At 69.3% G+C, this 21677-nt stretch carries 17 protein-coding genes; 9 read left to right on the top strand and 8 right to left on the bottom strand.

Translation table 11 applies throughout. From position 1 onward, the window contains the following. Positions 1-33: 33 nt before the first annotated feature. From OHA77_RS32735 to OHA77_RS32725, 3 genes are all read right to left on the bottom strand, one after another. Complete coding sequence (locus OHA77_RS32735; protein WP_406313164.1) at positions 34-1074, bottom strand: family 2 encapsulin nanocompartment cargo protein polyprenyl transferase; 1041 nt, start codon at positions 1072-1074, stop codon at positions 34-36. Between the two features lie 13 nt (positions 1075-1087). Further along, positions 1088-2473 carry a family 2B encapsulin nanocompartment shell protein gene (locus tag OHA77_RS32730; protein ID WP_326824345.1) on the bottom strand — a complete coding sequence of 462 codons (1386 nt, stop codon included), beginning with the start codon at positions 2471-2473 and terminating at the stop codon, positions 1088-1090. Between the two features lie 541 nt (positions 2474-3014). Beyond that, entirely contained in the window at positions 3015-3287 is a 273-nt protein-coding gene (locus OHA77_RS32725) for a GlsB/YeaQ/YmgE family stress response membrane protein (protein ID WP_406313163.1), read from the bottom strand. 329 nt (positions 3288-3616) lie between these two features. Here OHA77_RS32725 and OHA77_RS32720 point away from each other — a divergent pair, with 329 nt between their 5' ends. From OHA77_RS32720 to OHA77_RS32700, 5 genes are all read left to right on the top strand, one after another. Next, positions 3617-4015, top strand: a complete 399-nt coding sequence (locus OHA77_RS32720) for a hypothetical protein (RefSeq protein WP_326824347.1) — start codon at positions 3617-3619, stop codon at positions 4013-4015. Positions 4016-4097: 82 nt separating this feature from the next. Next, positions 4098-4961, top strand: coding sequence for an NAD(+)/NADH kinase (locus tag OHA77_RS32715; protein WP_406313162.1), 864 nt, complete (start codon positions 4098-4100; stop codon positions 4959-4961). A gap of 327 nt (positions 4962-5288) precedes the next feature. Beyond that, positions 5289-6731, top strand: coding sequence for an RICIN domain-containing protein (locus tag OHA77_RS32710; RefSeq protein ID WP_406313161.1), 1443 nt, complete (start codon positions 5289-5291; stop codon positions 6729-6731). Between the two features lie 195 nt (positions 6732-6926). Then, complete coding sequence (locus tag OHA77_RS32705) at positions 6927-8126, top strand: FxsB family cyclophane-forming radical SAM/SPASM peptide maturase (protein ID WP_326824350.1); 1200 nt, start codon at positions 6927-6929, stop codon at positions 8124-8126. After that, positions 8123-9430, top strand: coding sequence for an HEXXH motif domain-containing protein (locus tag OHA77_RS32700; protein WP_406313160.1), 1308 nt, complete (start codon positions 8123-8125; stop codon positions 9428-9430). Before OHA77_RS32705 ends, OHA77_RS32700 begins: the two co-directional genes overlap by 4 nt. Positions 9431-9477: 47 nt before the next feature. On the opposite strand, the gene fxsT is transcribed toward OHA77_RS32700, so the two are convergent. Beyond that, positions 9478-11961, bottom strand: a complete 2484-nt coding sequence (fxsT, locus tag OHA77_RS32695) for an FxSxx-COOH system tetratricopeptide repeat protein (RefSeq protein ID WP_406313159.1) — start codon at positions 11959-11961, stop codon at positions 9478-9480. A gap of 286 nt (positions 11962-12247) precedes the next feature. On the opposite strand from fxsT, the gene fxsA reads away from it, so the two are divergent. The 3 genes from fxsA (at position 12248) to OHA77_RS32680 (ending at position 15379) form a co-directional block, all read left to right on the top strand. Further along, positions 12248-12451: an FxSxx-COOH cyclophane-containing RiPP peptide gene (gene fxsA, locus OHA77_RS32690; protein ID WP_406313158.1), complete on the top strand. Its 204-nt coding sequence runs from the start codon at positions 12248-12250 to the stop codon at positions 12449-12451. Between the two features lie 253 nt (positions 12452-12704). Beyond that, positions 12705-13412 carry an SIR2 family NAD-dependent protein deacylase gene (locus OHA77_RS32685; protein ID WP_406313156.1) on the top strand — a complete coding sequence of 236 codons (708 nt, stop codon included), beginning with the start codon at positions 12705-12707 and terminating at the stop codon, positions 13410-13412. Further along, complete coding sequence (locus OHA77_RS32680; RefSeq protein ID WP_406313155.1) at positions 13409-15379, top strand: tetratricopeptide repeat protein; 1971 nt, start codon at positions 13409-13411, stop codon at positions 15377-15379. The genes OHA77_RS32685 and OHA77_RS32680 overlap by 4 nt, the downstream gene beginning before the upstream one ends. Here OHA77_RS32680 and OHA77_RS32675 read toward each other — a convergent pair. After that, positions 15312-16133, bottom strand: a complete 822-nt coding sequence (locus OHA77_RS32675) for a hypothetical protein (RefSeq protein WP_406313154.1) — start codon at positions 16131-16133, stop codon at positions 15312-15314. The two genes, OHA77_RS32680 and OHA77_RS32675, sit on opposite strands and share 68 nt — an antisense overlap. Before the next feature lie 273 nt (positions 16134-16406). Continuing rightward, on the bottom strand, positions 16407-18320 hold the full coding sequence (recQ, locus tag OHA77_RS32670) for a DNA helicase RecQ (protein ID WP_406313153.1): 1914 nt from the start codon (positions 18318-18320) through the stop codon (positions 16407-16409). Between the two features lie 276 nt (positions 18321-18596). On the opposite strand from recQ, the gene OHA77_RS32665 reads away from it, so the two are divergent. Further along, positions 18597-19895, top strand: coding sequence for a hypothetical protein (locus tag OHA77_RS32665; protein ID WP_406313152.1), 1299 nt, complete (start codon positions 18597-18599; stop codon positions 19893-19895). A gap of 68 nt (positions 19896-19963) precedes the next feature. On the opposite strand, the gene OHA77_RS32660 is transcribed toward OHA77_RS32665, so the two are convergent. Then, a complete protein-coding gene (locus OHA77_RS32660) occupies positions 19964-20593 on the bottom strand; it encodes a class I SAM-dependent methyltransferase (RefSeq protein WP_406313151.1) in 630 nt (209 codons plus the stop codon). Positions 20594-20737: 144 nt separating this feature from the next. Then, positions 20738-21631, bottom strand: coding sequence for a slipin family protein (locus tag OHA77_RS32655; protein ID WP_406313150.1), 894 nt, complete (start codon positions 21629-21631; stop codon positions 20738-20740). Positions 21632-21677: the final 46 nt, after the last annotated feature.

Raw genomic sequence — 21677 nt, 5'->3', positions numbered from 1 at the left:
TCCCCCGCGACCACGACCGGCCCTCCGCCTCGTTCAGTGGTCGCGGCGGGTGACAAGGCGAGCGAGCACGTCCAGTTCCGCGACCGGCACGGGCACCGACCCGGCCGACCGCAGGTGGCCGAGCGCCCGGGTCAGCAGTTCGTCGGCCCGCGCCTGACTCCAGGCACGACCGCCCACGGCGTCGACGAGCTCGGCCGCTCGGACCAGATCCGCGTCGGACAGGGGATGCTCCCCGTGGTAGAGCTTGGCCAGCTCCCGTCCATCCGAGGTCGCGGAGGTGAGCGCGGCCACGACCGGCAGGGACTTCTTACGGCTACGCAGATCCGAATAGACCGGCTTGCCGGTCACCGAGGGGTCTCCCCATATACCCAGGAGGTCGTCGACGAGCTGGAACGCGAGTCCCAGATCCCTGCCGAAGGCGTTCAGGTGCTCAACCTGTTCCAGACTGCCGCCGCCGAACAGCCCGCCGAGCGCGCAGGCGCACCCGAGCAGGGCGCCGGTCTTACCCGCCGCCATGCTCAGGCACTCGGCGAGCTCGACATCCTGGCGCCGCTCGAAGGCGACGTCGGTGTGCTGGCCCTCCAGCAGCTCCTGGATCGCGACGCTGAAGATCCGTGTCGCCTGCGGGGCGTCCGGATGCCCGCCGGTGGAGAGCACGTCGAAGGCCAGGGTCAGCAGGGCGTCACCGGCCAGGATGGCCGGGCTGACGCCGAAGACGGCCCAGGCCGTGGGACGGTGACGACGGGTCCTGTCGCCGTCCATCACGTCGTCGTGCAGGAGGGAGAAGTTGTGTGCCAGCTCGACGGCGACCGCGGCCGGCAGCGCGGCGGCCGCGGCGCCGCCCACGGCCTCGGCCGCCAGCAGGACGAGCGCGGGACGGAGTGCCTTGCCCGCGTCCGCCTCCGCCGGACGGCCATGCTCGTCCCACCAGCCGAAGTGGTAGCCGGCGATGCGCCGCATCGACGGGGGGAGCCTGTCGGCCGCCGGGCGCAGGGCGGACTCGACCATGTCACGGCTCCAGTCCAGCACCTCGCGTGCCGAACGCCCCCCGGCTGTCACCTCAACCGCGGTCATGTCGTTGCCTCCTTCAGTGGCCGAGCTCGACGTCTTCGAGGATGCCGAGCGCGTCGGGGACCAGCACGGCCGCGGAGTAGTAGGCGCTGACCAGGTAGGAGATGATCGCCTTCTCGCTGATGCCCATGAAACGGACCGACAGGCTGGGCTGGTACTCGTCGGGTATGCCCGTCTGGTGCAGACCGACGACGCCCTGGTTGTCCTCCCCGGTCCGCATGGCGAGAATCGACGTGGTGCGGGTGCCGGTGATGGGGATCTTGTTGCAGGAGAAGATCGGGACACCGCGCCAGGCGGGCACCGTGCCCCCGCCGATGTCGATGCCGAGGGGGTAGATCCCGCGGCTGTTGCACTCCCGGCCGAACGCGGCGATGGCGTAGGGGTGGGCGAGGATGAACTGCGTGTTCCTCCGGCGGCTGAGCAACTCGTCGAGGTCGTCAGGGGTGGGAGGACCGCTCCGGGTGTGGATCCGCTGCTTGAGATCGGCATTGTGCAGCAGCCCGAAATCGCGGTTGTTGATCAGCTCGTGCTCCTGGCGCTCCCGCAACGCCTCGATCGTCAGCCGCAGCTGCTGCTCGATCTGGTCCATCGGATCGTTGTAGAGGTCGGCCACCCGGCTGTGCACGCGCAGCACGGTCTGCGCGACGCTCAGCTCGTACTCACGGGGCGCGACCTCGTAGTCGACGAACGTCCCGGGAAGGTCCGGCTCTCCCGCGTGCCCGGCCGCCATCTCGATGGCGGCCTCGCCGTACTTGTTCTGCGGTCCCTTCGGACCGGCCTGCACCCGGTGCAGGTGGGCCTGGAGCTCCTGGGACTGGTCGGCGAGCTCCTGGAAGGCCTGCCGGGGTAGGACCATCGCCGTCCCCGCGGTCACCGCCTTGACCGTGAACTCCCACTCCGTCTGCGGGCCCGCCAGCATCTCGTCACCGAAATGGTCACCGTTGGCCAGCACCCCCAGGATGACCTCGTCACCGTAGGGTCCCGTGCCGACCTTGTTGAGCTTGCCGTGGGCGATGAGCACCACCTCGTCGGCCGGCTGGCCCGCCTGCGCCAGCACGTCCCCGGGGGCGAACTCCCGCTGGGCGAACCGCTCCCCCAGCGCCTGGAGCAGCTCGGAGTCGTCGAAGTGGCGTAGCGTCGGCAGCTCACACAGCTCCGCCGGAACCACCTTCACCTGCGATCCGACGGTGGTGAAGCTCACCCGCCCGTCCCCGACGGTGTAGCTCAGCCGCCTGTTCACCCGATAGGTGCCGCCGGAGACCTGGACCCACGGCAGCATCCTCAGCAGCCACCGCGAGGAGATCTCCTGCATCTGGGGCGCCGTCTTGGTCGTCGTCGCGAGATTGCGCGCCGCGGCCGTACCCAGACTCAACTGCGCCCTGCCGGCATCGAACTCCGTCACAACACACCACCTGTCCGCACTCGTGTCGAAAGAGAGAAATGAGAGCTCGAATCAGAGCATGAGAAGTCGACCGCCGTCAGAACCGCAAGAGCTTCCCACCTCTGAAACGAAAATCCGGATGCAGACCGCCATCGCGAACAGGACTGATTTTGGAGTTCTCTTAAATAGCCTGTCAAGCATTAAATATTATTTGGCAAAATCAGAATGCCAACATTAATAGGAAATGCGGAGCTAAAGCCGAAAGTCTCGGTTTTGCCGGGTGTTAACCGCATCTGGGCCCTACTGGGCGGTCTGGATCGCCGACGGCGACCGGAGCGGACGGAGGCGGCCGGGAGGGCGCGATCGCCCGTCCCGCGCCGGAACCCGCAGACCTCCGGCGAGCCCGACCCGGGTCCGCGAGGAAGACCGGAGGCCTTCTCGCCCCCACCGGACCGCAGACCGCACGGCAGTGGCCCCGGCCGGGAATTCCCAGGCCGGGGCCACAATGAGACGGCCGACGCCCGGTTGGGCGGGCCGGATGCCGGTCAGCCGGTCGGGTCCGCTAACGGACCCCGCGCCTGCCGTACAGGGTGACCGCCAGGAAAACGCCCGCCGCGGCCAGAACGACCTGGATGAGCAGTTCGATCCAGTCGATCCCCCGGGTGGCGCCCACTCCGAGCGCACGGGCGATCGCGGTGCCGATAAGGGCCGCGACGATACCGATCACGATGGTGAGCCAGATCGGGATACTCTGGCGCCCCGGCACGACCAGGCGTCCCAGTGCGCCGATGATCGCTCCGATGACGACGGCGGTGATGATGCCGGTAACTGTCATGGTCCACACTCCCAATACTTGTCTACTGGTCGTATACCCGCAGAAAGGGAATTGACATCCTTCTGATCCTCCGGACACCGGAATTCCCGGACGGAGCAGGACGACCGGCGGTCCGCGGACGTCTCCGGCGGCTGGAAATCCCCCTGCGCCCGCCTCTTCACCCCCGTGTCGCCGGACGGCGCCGATCCGGCGGTCACCGATACGATCGCCCTGTCCGGCCCCGATCCGGGACCGTCGCGCCACGGTTCCGCGTTCCCTCCCGGTCCCGACACCGGGAACACGGCGGAGAACGGACCGTCCAGACTGCGAACGCCCGGCAAGGAGACCACGTGACCACTGGAGAACAGCCTGGCCGGACCCCGTCTCCCGGCCTCGACGACACGACCGTGGAGGCGCTGGGCAGGCTGTCGGAGGCCCTGGAGACCACCGAACGGGCCCGCGGCCATCTCTACTCGTTCCACCAGCTCACCGGCCACGCCGACCTGCAGCTCGACCGGGCCGTGGAGCTGCTGCGCGCCGCCGGCCACGCCGATCTGGCCGACACCGTGACCACCGAACTGATCGGCCGCGACGTGCTGCCCGGCCGGTGGACCTTCCAGGTCGTGGAGGAGTACGACGACGGCTACTACCGCCCCTTCACCGAGGTGGAGGCGCGGATCAGGGACCGGCTGGCCGGCGGCCGCCGTCATCTCCACGAAGCACGGATGAAGGAACGGCGGCAGAGCTGACGGCCGCGGGATCCGGGCGGCACGTCCCGCCCGCCCGGCTGCCCGGCGGCCACCACGAGACGGCGCCCCGTACAGTGTCGGCATGGGCATGGTCGAAACGGTGGGTCTGGTACTGCACCCGCGACGCGACTCGAAAGTGGCCATCGACACGATCGTCGAGTGGGCCCGCGACCGGGGGGTCACGGTGTACGGCCTGCCCGACGAGATCGGGCGGATCGACTGCAGCGCGGTCGCGGTCGACACCGACACCCTCGTGGAGCGCGCCGACCTGCTGGTCAGCCTGGGGGGCGACGGCACCATGCTGCGCACCATGCGGCTCATCGCGGGACGGCCCACCCCCATCCTCGGCGTGAACCTCGGCAAGCTCGGCTTCCTCGCCGAGATCGACGTCGACGACCTGCCCTCCGCGCTGTCGTTCATCGACAACCACGAGTACACGGTCGAACCGCGGATGGCGGTGCGCGCGACCCTGCCCGGCGACACCTCCGTGACCGCCTTCAACGACATCGCCCTGGTCCGCATCCCCGGTGACGGACTGTCCGCGGTGGCGATCTCGGTGGAGGGCCATCCCTTCGTCCGCTACGCGGCCGACGCCGTCATCGTGGCGACGCCCACGGGATCGACCGCCTACAGCTTCTCCGCGGGCGGGCCGATCGTGTCCCCGACGGTCGAGGGGTTCCTCGTCGTGCCGGCCGCGGCTCACTCGGCGTTCAACCGGGCGCTGATGCTCTCCGCCGACGAGCAGGTCAGCCTTGAGGTGCTCCCGACGAGCGGCCGGCTGGCCGTGGAGGTGGACGGGGCGATCGGCGCCCACCTGTGCCCCGGGGACCAGCTCACCGTCACCGCGATACGCGCCCTCGCCTGGGTCGTACGGCTCGGCAGTACGAGCTTCTACGAGCGCGCCCGCCGCAAGTTGCGCGTGAACGACAGCGCCGAGATCGGCTGACCGCGCGGACCGGATGCGGTCTCCCGGACAGGCGACGCCCCCCGGCTCCCGGTTCCCGGCTCCGGGCTCCGGGCTCCGGGCTCCGGGACGGGCGACGTCCTCGACTCCCGGGCGGGTGACGCCTCCGGCCGTACCCGCCGCACGGCGGTGGGCTGACTCTCCGTTTCATGAAAGTTTCATCGTCGATTGACAGCGGGAAAACGCTTTCCTACCGTGTCATTGTTCGCTCATGTGCATATCGATCACATATGTGAACAGTGAGTGCTCGCTGGGGGGAACCCGAACCGCAGACCACACCGGTCTGCCGGACCAGCAAGGAGCCCGGAAGTGAAACGAAGGATCAACGGAAAGATCGCCGTCGCCGCCGTCGCCGGCGCACTCGGCGCCTCGGGACTGGTCGCCGGCGTGGCCACCGCCGCGGCGGCCGCACCCGCACCCGGGGCCTACACCCTGGTCAACGCCGCAAGCAGCCTCTGCCTCTCCGTACCGGCCGCCAGCACCGCAGACGGCGTACAACTCGTCCAGAACGGCTGCGCCGGCACCGCCGGCCAGACCTGGAACCTGACCGCCGTCAGCGGCGGATTCCAGCTCAAAGCCGCCCACAGCGGCAAATGCGCCGGCGTCAAAGACGCCAGCACCTCCGCCGGCAAAGCCGTCCAGCAGGAAGGCTGCTCGGGCGCCTCGTCCCAGACCTGGCAGCTCACCGCCTCCGGATCCGACTACCGGGTGGTCAACGCCAACGGCGGCAAGTGCCTCAACACCAAGGACAACGCGACCTCGGCCGGCGCCCTCGTCCAGCAGAACTCCTGCGACTCGGTGGCGACCAAGCAGTGGCGACTGGTCCCCGCAGGGGGCTCGGAACCCACCCCGACGCCCACGGTGACGCCCACCACGCCGCCGGGCAACACCACCGGCCTGGTCGGCTGGGCCACCCAGGGCGGCGGCACCACCGGGGGCGGCGGCACCTCGCCGACCACGGTCAGCAGCGCCTCGGCGCTGACCAGCGCGCTCTCCGCCAGTGGCGCGGCGGTGATCCGGGTGTCGGGCACGATCTCCTGCTCCGGCATGCTCAAGGTCGCCTCCAACAAGACCGTCATCGGCAACTCCGGAGCCGCCATCGTCGGCTGCGGTCTCAACATCTCCGAGGCGTCCAACGTCATCGTCCGCAACCTGACCTTCCGCGACTGGGACGACGACGGCATCAACGTCCAGTACTCCACCCGGGTCTGGCTCGACCACAACACCTTCAGCGAAGGCTACGACGGCGCTCTGGACGTCAAGCGGGCCAGTGACTACGTCACCGTCTCGTGGAACAGGTTCTTCAACCACGACAAGACCATGCTGCTCGGCCACAGCGACGACAACGCGGGTGAGGACAGCGGGCACCTGCGGGTGACCTACCACCACAACTGGTTCGACGGCACCAACCAGCGCCACCCGCGCGTGCGGTTCGGCAACCCGGTGCACGTCTACAACAACTACTACGCCAACGTCGGCAGCGGCGGCGGGTACGGCGTGGCCTCCACCGAGGGCGCCGGAGTCCTCGTCGAGGGCAACTACTTCGAGAACACCGACGACCCCTACCACCGTGGCGAGGGATCGTCGGACCCGGGCAACCTGGTCGCCCGCAACAACCACTTCGTCAACTCCGGCGCCGGGGACGCCGGGGGAAGCGTCGCCTCCATCCCCTACTCCTACTCACTCGACTCCGCGGCCAACGTCAAGTCGGTCGTGAGCGCCGGAGCCGGAGCCGGCCGGATCGCCCTCTGATCCCGCCGCGCGCCGTCCGCCGAACTCCCTGAGCGTGACCGGGCCCCCGGGAGCGGGGTCCGGTCACTTGTGGGTACGGTCCGGTACCCCGCACCCGAAGGGCCGAAATACCGGGCGCGCCGGGGTGCCTTCGCTATGCTGATCTCTCCCGTCACAGCGGGCTACAGCATCTGGTCTCAGCGTGGAGGCTTATCCGTGCCCGAATGGCCCTCCACTCTCGATGTGATGGAGCTGACGGCCGGTGGCTGGCGCCCGACCCCGTTCCGCCAGTTCATTCTCAAGATCCACAGCCGCTGCGATCTTGCGTGCGACTACTGCTACATGTACGAGATGGCGGACCAGAGCTGGCGCTCCCGTCCGCGCCGGATGTCCCCGGCGGTCATGGCCGCCGTCGCCGACCGGATCGCCGAGCATGTCCACGCGCACGACCTGCCCTCGGTCGAGGTGATCCTGCACGGGGGCGAACCACTGCTCGCCGGCCGTGATCCGATCCGTGAGGCGGTCTCCTCGATTCGTTCCGCGGTCGGCCCCGCCACCCGTGTCGACGTCAGCCTCCAGACCAACGCGACCCTGCTCGACACCGCCTACCTGGAACTCTTCGACGAGCTGGACGTGCGGATCGGCGTCAGCCTCGACGGCGACGCGGAGATGCACGACAGGAACAGGCGGCGCCCGGACGGCACCGGCAGCCACTCGGCGGTCACCGCCGCCCTGGGCCGTCTCTCCTCCGCCCCCTTCCGGCACCTGTTCGCCGGCCTGCTGTGCGCCGTCGACCTCCGCAACGACCCGATCGCCACCTACGAGGCGCTCCTGGAGTTCGACCCGCCGGCCGTGGACCTCCTCCTCCCCCACGGCAACTGGTCGGCTCCACCGCCCGGCCGGGTGCCCGGCTCGGACGCCACGCCGTACGCCGACTGGCTGATCACCGTCTTCGACCGGTGGTACGGGTCTCCTCTCCGGACGACCCGCATCCGGCTCTTCGACGAGATCGTGCACCTGCTTCTCGGCGGGGCGTCCACGAACGAGCAGGTGGGCCTGTCGCCGGCGGGGATGGTGGTGGTCGAGACCGACGGCGGAATCGAGCAGTCCGACATCCTCAAGTCCGCCTACGACGGAGCGGCGTCCACCGGACTGCACGTGACGCGCGACGCCTTCGACGCGGCGCTGGCACTTCCCTCCGTCGCGGCGCGCCAGATCGGCGAGCTGGCCCTGGCGCCGCAGTGCACGGCATGCCCCGTCGCCCGCGTGTGCGGCGGCGGCCTCTACGCCCACCGCTACCGCGCGGGTGACGGCTTCGCCAATCCCTCTGTCTACAGTCCCGACCTGCTCCGCCTCATCACCCACATCAGGCGAGCCGTCGCCGCTGATGTGTCCACGCTGAAAGGATCCCGATGAACCTCCGTGAACACCGGATTCCCGCGGATACGTTCTCCGAGCTGTCGTCGGGCGGGGGTGGCGTGGCGGCAGCACGCCTGCTCGCGGCCACGCAGTACAGCAAGCACGTGCTCCTGGTGCGCGGGGTGCTGGACACGGCTCAGGCGACCGGGCACCCCCAGGCCGGCGACGCGCGCCGGGGCTACGACATCCTCGCCGCCGTCCAGTCCGGGCATCCGGAGGCCGTGGACGCGGTGCTGCGCTACCCGGCGGTCGGGGCATGGGCCCGGCACACCGCCAGGAAGCTCTCCGAACCCGGCGCCACCGCGGTACCGGCGCAGCTCGGAGCACTGGCCGTCGCCGCGGCGCTGCGATCCGGTACGGCCTGCACGGTCGAGGTGCCCGTGATCGACGGGGTGATCACGATTCCCTCGGTGGGGCAGGTCCTCGTCCCCGGCGGTGCCACCCGGGCGACGGTCCGCTGCGCCGAGGGAGCAGCGGAGGTCGTGGGAGACGGCTTCCGGATCGAGGTCTCCCCGTCCGCCCAGGACGACACACCGGGCTGGCTGCCCCTGAGGGCGTTGGCGGCCGAGACGGACGGCAGGCGCCTGCGGGTCCTGATCGACGACCTCGACCCCTGGCGCATGCCGGGCTCGGCGGGCCTGAGCGGCAGGCTCAACGCGACGCGGGTGGCCTGCTGGCAGTCCACGCTGGACGCGGCCTGGGATCTCCTCGTCCGGTGTCATCCGACGGTGGCCGACGAGGTCGCCGCGGTGGTCTCCGTCTTCGCTCCGATGGCCCCGGAGAACGCAGGACAGTCGAGCGCGTCCTCGCGCGAGACCTTCGGCTGCGTGGCGCTCTCGGAGCCGCTGGACGGATGCTCGCTCGCGGTGACACTCGCCCACGAGGTCCAGCATGCCAAGCTGTCCGCCCTGCTCGACGCCGTTCCGTTGCTCGCGCCCGATGACGGCTCGCGGCACTACGCGCCCTGGCGTGACGATCCCCGTCCCCTGGGCGGACTGCTTCAGGGCGCCTACGCCTATCTCGGTGTCACCGACTTCTGGCGGCGCCAGCGCGCACATGAGAAGGGAAAGGCCGCCGTCCTGGCGAGCGCCGAGTTCGCCCAGTGGCGGGTGGCGGCTCGACTGGTCTCCGGCACGCTGGCGGACAGCGGGCGGCTGACCGCGGCGGGAGAGGTCTTCCTGGCCGGCATGATCGAACGGCTGGACGCGTGCGCGACCGAGCCCGTCCCGGACGAGGCCCTGGCGCTGGCCCGCGAGGCGAGCCGCCGCCATCGCGACCGGTGGGTCGAGCGCAACGGCTGAACGGCCAGGCCCTCGCCTGCGGCCCGGAGCGGGCCGCGGGACGGGATTCAGATGGCGGGCGGGTCGAAGTCGAAGTCGAGGCGGTCGTTGCGGGCCGCCACGAGGACGTCGGGATGGCTCTGGCCCAGCACGCGGTGATAGCGCTCGAAGGTGTCGCTCCGGAGGGCGTCCGCCTCCTCGGCGTGCCCCTCCGCCCGCAGGTCCTGAACCAGGTTGGTGGCGCAGGCCAGGGTCAGCGGGTGGTCCACGCCGAGGACGTCGCGCAGCCGGAGAAGGGTCTCCTGGCTCATGTCGAGCGCCTCGGCGTTCTCACCGAGGACCGCGAGGTCGCTGGCGAGGTTGATCGCACAGGTCAGTGAGTAGTGGTGGTCCACGCCGAGCGTCCGGTTGAGACCCTCCAGCGATATCCGGTCGAGTTGCCGGGCCTGCTCGGCGTCTCCGTGGACCCGGAGCAGCAGGGCGAGGTTGGTGGCGCACCCGTAGTTGAAGGGATGGTTCTCGCCGTACATCGCCGGATAGCGGGTGGAGGTGTCCCTGAGCAGTTCGAGCGCCTCGCCGGTGCGCCCACTGGCGCGCAACGCGTTGGCCAGGCACAGGGCGGCCGCGAGGGTGTCGGGATGGTCCCGGCCGAAGATGCGTTCCTGCCGCTCGAAGGTGCTCTCCGCGAGCTCCAGCGCCTCGTCGATCGCACCGGCCCGGCGTTTGGCGATGGACAGGTCCTTGGCTGTGCGCAGCGTCCAGGGGTGGTCGGCGCCCAGTTCCTGCAGACCGTACTCCAGCGCGTCCTCTCCCAGGTCGCAGGCCTCGAAGTATTCTCCGCTCAGCCGTACGACACGGGCGAGGCCGTTGCGGAAGGCGAGGATGTTCTGCTTGCTGGAACCGGAGCCGGCTCTGCTCTGCACCATGTAGGTTCTCTCGAGCAGCCGGCGGGTCGCGGTGTAGTCGCCGAGCAGGAGATAGTCGATGCTCAGGTTGTTCATCGCGCGCAACGTCCGCCGGTGGTCCGGCCCGAACACCGCCTCGTGCTGCCGCAGGGACTCCTTGTCGTGCTCCAGGGCCGTGGAGAACTCGCCGCGCGCCCGGATGTCGGCGCCGTAGCTGTTGGTGAGCAGCAGCGTCTCGGCGTGCTCCGGACCGAGCACCTCCACCATGCGGGCGAGCGTCACGCGGTTGAGGTCGTAGGCGGCCTGGTACTCGCCGAGCTCGCGCACGACGATGCCGAGGTGGCGCTGGGCCGACAGGACGTACTGGTCGTCGTCGCTGGAGTCCTCCTGCCACTGGGTGAGGAGGCTCTCGACGAGCACCCGCGCCGACTTGAAGTCACCCGAGGAGTAGAGGTAGCGCACGACGTCGAGGACGAACCGGCGGACCTGCGGCTCCTGGCTCTGCGCGACGCGTGCGGGTGTCACGTGGCCGAGCAGCTCGGAGTATCGGGGCCAGGCCGTGTTGTCATCGGGCTCGTCCGGCGCCGCGGCGGCGAGCAGGAGATGCACCTCGTGCCGGAAGCTCCGGCTTTCCTGCGCGTTGAGCTCGTCGCGGAGCAGTGCCTGGACCAGCCGGTGGACCTGGATGGTGCGGCTGACGGAGTCGAGCCGGACCAGGGCGTAGCGGCCGAGTTCGCGGATGGCCCGGCTGACGAGGATGGGATTGCCGAGCAGCGCGCCGAGGCGGGAGTCGGCCTCCGCCTGTTCGGGCAGCGGTGCGAACACGTCCCGGGGGATGGGTTCGGGACCGAAGAAGGCGCAGCAGCGCAGGAGCTCGACCGCCTGGGGCATCTTGGAGACGAGCTGCGACACCGACAGCGACCAGGCCGCGGTCATCGACACCGGATAGTCCGACGGTTTGCTCTCCGCCAGCAGCAGCGCCGTCTGCTCGTGAAGCAGCCGGAGGTATTCGTCGACGGACATGCCGGTCTCGGCCTGGAGCGCACCGGCCTGCTCCAGTGCCAGCGGCAGGTCGCCGAGCTCCTCGGCCAACCGGTCGGCCTCGGCGCGGCTCACCGCCTTGGACACCCGCTTGCTCAGGAACTCGATGCTCTCCTCGCGGCCGAACACGTCGATGGCGACGGTGTCGACGACCCCCTGCCACCGGTGGTTGCGGGAGGTGATCAGAACGTGTCCCGGGCCCCGGGGCACGATCTCGTTGAGGTCCTCCGGCTGGTCGGCGTTGTCGAATATCAGCAGCCACTTGTCGTACGGCTCACCTCTGCGCAGCGCGTCCAGCACGGCTGTGGCAGCGTCCTCGATGCCGGTGGTGGCCGCCGAGGGCAGGCCCAGGTAGGGGGCGAGCCCGGCCAGGGAGGAGCGGACCAGCATGGGCTGGTCCGCCGGGACCCACCAGACGAGGTCGTAGGCGGACCTGTAGCGGTAGGCGTACTCGATGGCGATCTGGGTCTTCCCGACACCGCCCAGTCCGTGGAGGGCGTGCGGGACCACCGCGGTGACCTCGGCGGTGACTCCCTTGCGCAACTGTTCGAGCAGATCGTCTCTACCGGTGAAGTTCTTGTTTCGCTGCGGAACCTTACCCCACACGTCCGGCGATCGTCCCGACGTCCGCGACGTCCCGGAAGAGTGCGAAACAGACACGTGACCGCCTCCACTGACCTGGTTCTGCGCTCATCCTAGAGCCGGTTCAACCGAATGTTTATAAGCCGGTCGGACAGAACCTGCTATTCGACTCGCATAACTTGAAACACTTTCGTGACAACGAAGAACGAAAAGAAGTCTCGGCTCCCGCCACCACAAGTCGCAAAAATCCCCAATAGCGACAAACGTCCTAGTCCATCTGGGGTCGAAGTTGACTTCATAACATGGAAGGATGGAGGCGTCAAGATGTTTGATGAGCCAGGGAGCCCAGGTGGGTGAGCAAGCTACGGATTTCGGCACAGACTTCATCGATGTGACCGACATAAGACTGAGCGACCTCGACGGAGTGGAGGAGTCCGGTCTCACGCTCGCACTGCGCCGGTTGCTTAGCGAGGAGGACAGCGGTCCGGTCGCCGGATTCACATCGTCAATCTAACAAGGCTTGACGGCACCGCCCTGGATGTGCGACACAAGGTGTCACAAAGGGACCTTCCACCAATAACCAGGGCGGTGTCGTGGACGACGCGGACTGGCGGCGCCTGATCGACCAACTCCACCGCGGAGAATGTACGCCTTTTCTCGGCGCGGGAGCCTGTTACGGCACCCTCCCGACCGGTTCTGAACTCAGTAGAAAATGGGCAAACAGCTACAAATACCCTTTTCCTGATGATCACGACCTCGCGCGTGTCATGCAGTACGCGGCGGTGCTGGAAGGCGACCCCGTCTACCTCAAAGAGCAGATCTGCGAATACCTCCGCGCTCGCGGGCTGCCGGACTTCGCCCACCCCGGCGAGCCCCACGCGCTGCTGGCCAAGTTCAAGCTGCGTGTCTTCCTCACCACGAACTACGACAACTTCCTGGTGGAGGCGCTGGGGGGCGCGGGCAAGTCGGCCGCCACCGCGATATGTGCCTGGGCCGACCGCAATCCCCAGGAGACCCCGGAGCTTGCGGAGCCCTCGGACGACGAGCCCCTCGTCTACCACCTCCACGGAAGCTGGACCGAACCGTCGTCGCTGGTCCTCATCGAGGACGACTATCTGGAGTATCTGGCCAACGTGGCGGCGGCCCAGGCCTCCGGCACCCGGACGCTGATCCCCACCCCCGTCCTGCGCGCGATGACCGCCTATCCCCTCCTGTTCGTGGGCTACAGCCTGCAGGACTGGACGTTCCGGGTGCTCTTCCACGGTCTTCTCCGCGGCATACCGGCCGTCCGCCAGCGACGCCATGTGAGCGTGCAACTGCTCCCGCCGGTGAACACGCCGATAGCCGAGGCCGAGGAGCGGGCGAAGCAGTACCTCATCCGCTACCTGGACGCGGGCTGGCGCATCTCGATCTTCTGGGGCACCGCGGCCCAGTTCTGCGAGGAACTGCGGCGCCGGTTGGGACCGGACGTATGACGTCCACGGGGCACGTGCAGAGCGAGACGCAGCCGTACGTGGGGCTGCGCGCCTTCCGGCAACAGGACAGAGGCCTGTTCTACGGCCGCGAGCGGGAGTCGCGGGAGATCGCCACTCTCTGGCAGGCCGACCGGCTGACCGTGCTGTACGGCACCTCCGGTGTCGGCAAGACCTCGCTCCTGCACGCGGGGGTCCTGCCGTTCCTCGGCTCCGACCGCGTCGACGCCCTGCCGGTGGGCCGGGTCGCCCCGGACCCGGCTCTCCTTGTCTCCACCACGCCGGTGCGGAGCGTCTACACCCTGAGCCTGCTGTCCTCCTGGTCCGCCGCGCCCCCCGCGGAACTCGCCGGGCTGACGGTCCGCGACTTCCTCGACCGGCGCCCCGCCCGCGTCGACCGGTACGACGACCCCATCCCGACGCTCATCTCCATCGACCAGGCCGAGGAGATGTTCACCGGCGCCCCGTACCAGGAGTCCGATCTTGAGGAGTTCGTCGCCCAACTGGCCGACGCCCTCCAGGCGAACGCGGGTCTGCACCTGCTGCTGTCGATGCGCCAGGAGTATCTCGCGTCCATCGTGCCCTTCGAACGCGTGCTGGGCCAGGGGTCGCGCGCCTGGTTCCATCTGCTGCCCTTCCGGCGGGAGACCGCGCTAGAGGCCATCCGGCGGCCGTTGGACGGCACCGAACGCAGGTTCGGCGACAGCGCGGCCGAACTGCTCGTGGACGACCTGCAGACCGTGACGATCGACAGCGACCAGGGGGAACGGACTGTACTGAAGGTCAGCGGCGTCGAGCCGGTGCAGCTCCAGGTGGTCTGTTCCGCGCTGTGGGAATCGCTGCCGCCGGAGGTCCACGAGATCACCGCCGACCACGTACGGCTGTACGCCAACGTCGACCGTTTCCTGGTGGGCTTCTGCAGACGGATGTTGAAGGATGTCGCCGAACGTCACAGCGTTCCCGAAGGCAGCATCCGCTCCTGGCTCAGACGTGCCTTCATCACCGAGCACGGCACCCGGGGCACCGCCTACGAGGGACTGCACCAGACCTCGGGCATGCCGAACGCCGTGGTCCGGGCCCTGGAGGACCGTCACATACTCAAGGCCGAGTACCGGGCGGGCGCCCGCTGGTACGAACTGCAGCACGACCGCCTCATCGCCGCCATCCGGCACACCGATCCCGAGACGTTCCTCCAGGCGGCGCGGGTCGCTCTCTCCCGGGCCGATTGGCCGCACGCGCGGGAACTGACCGAGGACGCGGTGCGCACGGCGGAGTTCGACGACCTGGGGGTGCGCGCCGGAGCCGAGGCGATCTTCGGCGACATCGCGGTCGGCGCCGGGGATCCGGAGGCGGCCCGGAGACACTACGGAACGGCGGCCGAGATGTTCGCCGTGCTGCAGCGGGCCGACGGGGTGGGCCAGGTCCTCGCCGCCCAGGGCCGTCTGTCACTGAGGCTGGGCGACTACTCCGATGCGGTGAACACCCTCAGTGCCGCCGTCGCCAGGGTGCCGGGTGACATGTCCGCGCAGACCGATCTCGCGCGGGCTTTCTGGCATGTCGGACAGCCTCGCGCGGCCCTCAACGTCCTGAACGGCGCCCTCGCCGCCGCGGGCGAGACGCTGCTGGACGCGCTGGCCCTTCGCGGGGCGATCCTCGCGGACCTGGACCAGCCCGTGGCCGCGCTCCGCGACCTCGACCTCGTCCGCCAGCGCCAGCAGCCCGCCACCCTGGCGGCCCGCGCGCTGGCGCTGGCCCTGGCCGGCCGCTTCGACGCCGCGGGGCAGGAGGCGGCCGACGCGATCGCGAACGCGGGGAACGACGGCCCCGTGCTGCTCCGCGCCGCCCGTGTCCATGTCATCCTCGGCGACGCCGGGACGGCCGCCGCGCTGGCCGCCCGGGCGGTCAGCGCGGACGACCCCGCTCTTCCCGAACATCTGCGGGAGCAGGCCCGTCGTCTGCTGCCGGACTGACGTCCGCCGGGGTGGCCTCCCGCCAGATGAAGTCGAACTGGCGCACCCAGTAGGAGTACCAGCGCTCGTTCAGCGCGCGACTCAGTTCCAGATGCATCCGCGACGAGGTCGAAGAGTTGTGGAAACCATGGATTTCGACGATCGCCCGCCCTTTCGGGGTGTCCGGATCGATGAGCACGATACTGAATCCGGGATTGTACGACAGGAGCCGATAACGGAACCGTCCCTCCGTCTCCCATTTGCTCATGAGATCCAGCCGCTCGATCGTGCTGTCCAGCGCGGCCGGAAGCCGCTGCACGGGGAAATCGATGGAATCGTCCAACTGCCGGGAGGCCAGCCGCACCGCATCCTTCTCCGCGGGGTCGAGAACCACGACACGGACCGAGCCTCCCGCACGGGCGAGCACGACCTTGCGCAGCACCTCACAGGTGTGGGCGGAGAGCAGATTCACCGCGGACGGCGCGAACACCCTGACGTCGCGCGCGCTGGCCAGGGCCGACGACAACGGCACCGAATCGAAGTCCGACCGGTCTCCCAGAATGCCCGTGGAGCCCTCGTGATGTTCTTCCGGAAAGGTGAGCCGATAGACCAGAATTCCCACGCCGGAAAGAAGGGCCGCCCATTTCAGCTGATCCGGGACCACGTCTCCGAAGATCGACACGAGGGCGAAGGCGAACACGACCACGGTCACGACGTGGGCATCGACGTTCTGCCGGATTTTCAGATCATGGATAAGCCGCCGCAGCCAGACCACCACGCCTCCTCCGGACCTTCTCGCCGCTCGCGGCCCGTGGGTACATTGTCGATGACGGGCATTCGGAATGCGCGTCGTCAGGCGATTCCCTGATGTTTCGGCACAGAATGCACGATGTCTACCCGAACAACGCCCTCGGCCATGGAGCGCCGGAGGATGAATACGTGCGCACGGAAAGGCACCCCTGTGACAGGAGAGAATGCGGACCGGTCCGTGGGCATTGGACCGGCGATCTCATTGGGGTGCGCGAGCCAGATCGGATCCGGGGCCAGGTCAGGCTTCGCCTTCGGGTCCGCCTTCGGGTCCGGGTCCGCCTTCGGGTCCGGCTTCGGTGTGAGCCTCGGCGAGGGTGTCCAGGATCTGCCGGCCGTACTTCGCCAGCTTGTTCTCGCCGACCCCGCTCACCTCACCCAGCTCGGCCAGTGACGACGGAGAGCCGGTCGCGATCTCACGCAGGGTCGCGTCGTGGAAGATCACGTATGCGGGCACGCCCTGCTCCTTCGCGGTGGCGGCGCGCCAGGCGCGGAGCCTCTCGAACACCGCGACGGCCTCCTCCGACAGGTCGGCGGACACGGCGCGGCGGGCCCCGCCGGCCCGTGACGCGGGCTCGGATCTGGTCCGTGCCGCCCGCTCGGGCTCGCGCCGCAACATGACCTGCTGCCGACGGCCCAGCACTTCGGCGCTCGCGTCGGTGAGCAGCAGCGTGCCGTAGTCGCCCTCGACGGTCAGCAGGCCCTGGGCGAGCAGCTGGCGCACCACGCCGCGCCACTCGGCTTCTCCCAGCTCCTTGCCGATGCCGAACACCGTCAGGGAATCGTGGCCGAACTGGGTGACCTTGGGTGTCTCCCTGCCGAGCAGGATGTCGATGATCTGGCCTGCGCCGAACTTCTGGCGCCGCTCGCGCTGGAGCCGGAACACGGTCGACAGGAACTTCTGGGCGGCGATGGTGCCGTCCCATGACTGGGGCGGCGTCAGACACGTGTCGCAGTTGCCGCAGGCCGTACTGTGCTGGCCGAAGTAGGCGAGGAGTCGCACGCGGCGGCATTCGACCGTCTCGCAGAGGGCGAGCATGGCGTCGAGGTGGACGCCCAGGCGGCGCCGGTGGGTGTCGTCGCCCTCGGAGGTGTCGATCATCCTGCGCTGCTGCACGACGTCCTGAAGGCCGTAGGCCAGCCAGGCGACGGACGGCAGGCCGTCACGTCCCGCTCTGCCGGTCTCCTGGTAGTAGCCCTCGACGGACTTCGGCAGGTCGAGGTGGGCGACGAACCGCACGTCGGGTTTGTCGATGCCCATGCCGAACGCGATGGTGGCGACCATGACGAGGCCGTCCTCGCGCAGGAAGCGCGCCTGGTTCGCGGCGCGGGTGCGTGCGTCGAGCCCCGCGTGGTAGGGCAGCGCGGGGATTCCGTTCTCCACCAGGAACGCGGCCGTCTTCTCGACCGACCCCCGTGACAGGCAGTAGACGATGCCCGCGTCCCCGGGATGCTCGGCGCGCAGCAGCTTGAGCAGCTGCCGCTTGGGCTCGTTCTTGGGTGCTATGCGGTACTGGATGTTCGGGCGGTCGAAGCTCGACACGAAGTGGCGGGCCTTCTCCAGGTTCAGTCTGGAGGCGATCTCGGTGTGGGTGGCCTCGGTGGCGGTCGCGGTCAGCGCGATGCGGGGCACCGCGGGCCACCGCTCGTGCAGCGTGGACAGGGCGAGGTAGTCGGGCCTGAAGTCATGCCCCCACTGGGCCACGCAGTGCGCCTCGTCGATGGCGAACAGGGAGATCGTGCCACGGTCGAGCAGCCGCAGCGTCGAGTCGGTCCGCAGGCGTTCCGGCGCCAGATAGAGCAGATCCAGCTCGCCCGCGAGGAAGGCGGACCCGACCTGCCGGCGCTCGTCGAGGTCCTGCGTGGAGTTGAGGAACCCCGCCCGCACGCCCAGCGCGGTCAGGGCGTCGACCTGGTCCTGCATGAGCGCGATGAGCGGCGAGACGACGACGCCCACGCCCTCCCGCACGAGCGCGGGGATCTGGTAGCACAGTGACTTGCCGCCCCCCGTCGGCATGAGCACCAGCGCGTCACCGCCGGCCACGACGTGGTCGATGATCTCCTGCTGACCTTCCCGGAAGGAGTCGTAGCCGAAGACGCGGTGCAGCACGCGCGACGCGTCACTCACCTCGGGATCGCTCACGGGGGAAACCATCGGGTCATTCTACGAGGCCCCCGGCGTCCCCGGAGGAACACCACCCCCACCGGTCCCCACCCGGTCACGCGGATTCCCGGCCCCGTTCTCCGGAACGACGCGTGGCGCCGTTCTCCAGCCGGAACTTCACGTCGGTTTCATCCGTCGTCCAAGAAACAGATCTTTTCCCGGAAAAGGGAGACGCCGATCGACGCCTCACATTCGCTCGCCGGAGGCGGGTGCGAGTTACGCGCCGTCGGAGGATGTCTCTCCGTCGACATCCCGGGACGCCACCCGGTGCGGATTCCGCTGACCGGTCCGGAACGCGGCGCGATGCTGCTCATGTACGGGTATCCGGACATGGGCAGGACCGTGTACGGCCTGGCGGTCCTGGACGAGGACGGGCGGGTCGTCCTCGACTCCCCGGGAGCGAGGTCCCACCAACGGGCGGGAATGTTCGCAGCGGAGATCGGGCTGGCGTACGAGTTCCGGCACTACGGAACGGAGTGGGAGGCCCGTGCCATGCTGGCGCACCGGGCTGCCCGGTGGCACGAGACCGGCAATGACGGGCTGCCCGTACACGACGATCCGGATCCCCTCGCGGTGCCGGGCGAACTCCGCCCGCGGGCCGGGGCCGTCGAAGGGGCGCCCCGCCCGGTGACCGTCCTCTCCTGGGACGGCGACGCGTTCGTGGCGGCCGACCCGGCTTCTGGGAGTTCGGCGCGGATCACGCCCACCGCGTTCTACCACTACCGGTACGGGCAGACGCTCCTCGGCTCCCGCAAGAAGGAGAAACCGAAAATCGTCAGCGGGCTCGCGGTACTGGACGGCGACGGACTGGTGCTCCTCGATCTGCCCGGCGAGTGGTCGGTGCGGGATGTGGCCGGCTTCGCGGCCGAGCGGGGGGTACCGGTTCGCGACGCCCTGGCCGGACGCGCAGCGAGGACACGCGCGGTGCTCGCCGGGCGCGCACCCGGCTGGCGGCGTCTGATCGGGCTGCCTCTCCCCGCCGTCACGCCCCGGTGGAAGAGGTTCGCGATGTTCGGCCTGGGCGTCTCCGGCCTGCTGGTGATGGCCTACCTCGGCGCGACGTTCGGCTGGGTTGCATGGCGGGGCCTGTCCGGCCTGGGCCGACTGCTGCTGGACATCGTCGACGTCAAGTGGCTGCTGGCCTTCTTCAGTCCCCTGGCCGTTCTCCTGGCTCCCGTACGCCGGGCGCTCCATATGACACGCCAGGCGCTCCATATGAGGCGAGGAAGGCGCGGTGCCGTTCTGGGACCGCCCGGCGGCCCCCACCTCTCCGTCAGGAACGGCGTGCTGCGCATCCGGCCGGCCCCACGGGCGAATGTCACCGAGACGTCTGTCGGATGGGAACCCCATGAGGCGGCGGGTCTGCTGGTCTACCGCCACGAGAGCTCCTACGGGCTTTTCGTGGTGAGCAGGGGCGGCCTGCCGCTGTGTCACCTGCCCGGCCCCTGGCAACCGGAGGACGCACACCGCTTCGCCGTACGGCATGACCTGGGGTGTGAGGTCCGCACACTGAGCCGCGAGGAATATCTCGACCTCGCCGGCCGCACCCGCGACGCGCTCCCCTGACCCCGGCCGGAAGACCCGTCCCGCGCGGTGGACCGCCGACGAGGAGCGCGCGGGCAGGCATCCGCGGTTCAGCCGCTCCCTCGGGCGCGAAGAGAGACCTTCGACGCGCTGAAGACCAGGGCGGGCGGGACATTGCGCCAGACCGGACCCGCCGTGTCGACCGTGGCGAAGGTGCTGTCGAGAAGCTCGCGGAACCGCCAGAATCGCCGGAAGGGCATCACGGTCAGGGTGATGACGGTGCTGAACGTTCCGGCCGGCGTGAGCACCGCCGACACCTCATCCAGGACACGCTTCTGCTGACGTTCCTGAAACAGGGTCCACGGGAGCGAGCAGATGACCGCGTCGACCTGTGTCACCCCGACCCGCCGCAGGAGTTCCGCCAGCTCCCCCGCGTCGCCCTCGACCACTTCCAGCCAGGGACGGCTGCGCCGAAGATGGCGCACCATGTCGCCGTTGAGCTCGACGGCGAGCTGCCGTCCGCCCGGCGGAAGGCGGTCCCGGATCGCATCGCTGATCACGCCGCCGCCGGCACCCAGCTCGACGACCACGGCTCCGGGGGTATCCGGGACGACCGACGCGGCCAGCCGGGCGACAGCCTTTGAACTGGGCGCGATCGCACCCAATTGATAAGGATTGCGCATGATCGCACTAAGGAAGCTGCGGGTGTCGCCATCGGGGTAAACAGTCTCAGCACTCATCAATGACTCATTCCCGCAGTTAGGAGCGTTATGCCGGGTTTACCGGCGTGCCGACCGGCATCAGCCGGCACCTCCCGCCGGCTCCCGCTCACCTGACCGAGGGCAGCCGACGGCGCCTCCACCGGCAGCGCGGCCGGACACGGCCTACCGGTCGGCTTCCGTGCCGTTGGGTACGGCCCGGTCAAGGATGCGGGTGTCCGCGAGAGGCTGGTCGGCCGGTGCCGACAAGCCGTCGGACAGCGCCGGAGCGGGCTGCGGGACGGCCTGGCCGGGCTCGGAGGGCGTCGCCCGTTCCAGGAAGCGGAGCAGTTCGACGGGGAAGGGCAGCACGAGCGTGGAGTTCTTCTCGGCCGCGACCTCGACGACGGTCTGGAGCAGGCGCAGTTGCAGCGCGGCGGGATGCATGGCCATCGTTTCGGCGGCCTGGGCCAGCTTCTTCGAGGCCTGCAGCTCACCCTCGGCGGTGATGATGCGGGAGCGCCGCTCGCGTTCCGCCTCGGCCTGCCGCGACATGGACCGCTTCATCGACTCGGGTAGCACCACGTCTTTGATCTCGACGCGGTCGATGTGCACGCCCCAGCCCACGGCCGGGCTGTCGATCATCAGCTCCAGACCCTGGTTGAGCCGCTCCCGGTTGGACAGCAGGTCGTCCAGTTCGCTCTTGCCGATGATCGAACGCAGCGAGGCCAGCGCGACCTGGCGAATCGCGGATTCGTAGTCCTGGACGCCGACGACCACGCGCACCGGGTCGACGACCCGGAAGTAGATGACGGCATCCACGTGGACCGTCACGTTGTCCCGGGTGATGGCGTCCTGGGCGGGCACCGGCATCGTGATGACCTGCATGTTGACCTTCTGCAGGCGGTCGGCGACCGGCGCGATCAGGGCGAGCCCGGGACTGCGGATCTCAGCACGGACCTGTCCGAACCGGAAGACGACGCCCCGTTCGAACTGCCTGACGACCCGGACGCCGGTCTTCAGCCATATCGCGCCCAGCACGAGGACCGTGATCAGCACGGAGATGACGATAGTGATCATTGCGTCCTCCCATGTTCCGTCTCGATCCCGCCATCCCGATGCCACG

Source organism: Streptosporangium sp. NBC_01639, from assembly GCF_045209755.1.
In the GTDB taxonomy this organism is placed as follows: domain Bacteria; phylum Actinomycetota; class Actinomycetes; order Streptosporangiales; family Streptosporangiaceae; genus Streptosporangium.
This window is presented reverse-complemented; position numbering and strand designations above follow the sequence as displayed.

What these genes read in the sequence shown, in the direction of transcription:
- OHA77_RS32735 (WP_406313164.1), bottom strand. Translation starts at nt 1,074, where the DNA reads ATGACCGCGGTTGAGGTGACAGCCGGGGGGCGTTCGGCACGCGAGGTG.
- OHA77_RS32725 (WP_406313163.1), bottom strand. Translation starts at nt 3,287, where the DNA reads ATGACAGTTACCGGCATCATCACCGCCGTCGTCATCGGAGCGATCATC.
- OHA77_RS32715 (WP_406313162.1), top strand. Translation starts at nt 4,098, where the DNA reads ATGGGCATGGTCGAAACGGTGGGTCTGGTACTGCACCCGCGACGCGAC.
- OHA77_RS32700 (WP_406313160.1), top strand. Translation starts at nt 8,123, where the DNA reads ATGAACCTCCGTGAACACCGGATTCCCGCGGATACGTTCTCCGAGCTG.
- fxsA (WP_406313158.1), top strand. Translation starts at nt 12,248, where the DNA reads ATGGAGGCGTCAAGATGTTTGATGAGCCAGGGAGCCCAGGTGGGTGAG.
- OHA77_RS32685 (WP_406313156.1), top strand. Translation starts at nt 12,705, where the DNA reads ATGCAGTACGCGGCGGTGCTGGAAGGCGACCCCGTCTACCTCAAAGAG.
- OHA77_RS32680 (WP_406313155.1), top strand. Translation starts at nt 13,409, where the DNA reads ATGACGTCCACGGGGCACGTGCAGAGCGAGACGCAGCCGTACGTGGGG.
- recQ (WP_406313153.1), bottom strand. Translation starts at nt 18,320, where the DNA reads ATGGTTTCCCCCGTGAGCGATCCCGAGGTGAGTGACGCGTCGCGCGTG.
- OHA77_RS32660 (WP_406313151.1), bottom strand. Translation starts at nt 20,593, where the DNA reads ATGAGTGCTGAGACTGTTTACCCCGATGGCGACACCCGCAGCTTCCTT.
- OHA77_RS32655 (WP_406313150.1), bottom strand. Translation starts at nt 21,631, where the DNA reads ATGATCACTATCGTCATCTCCGTGCTGATCACGGTCCTCGTGCTGGGC.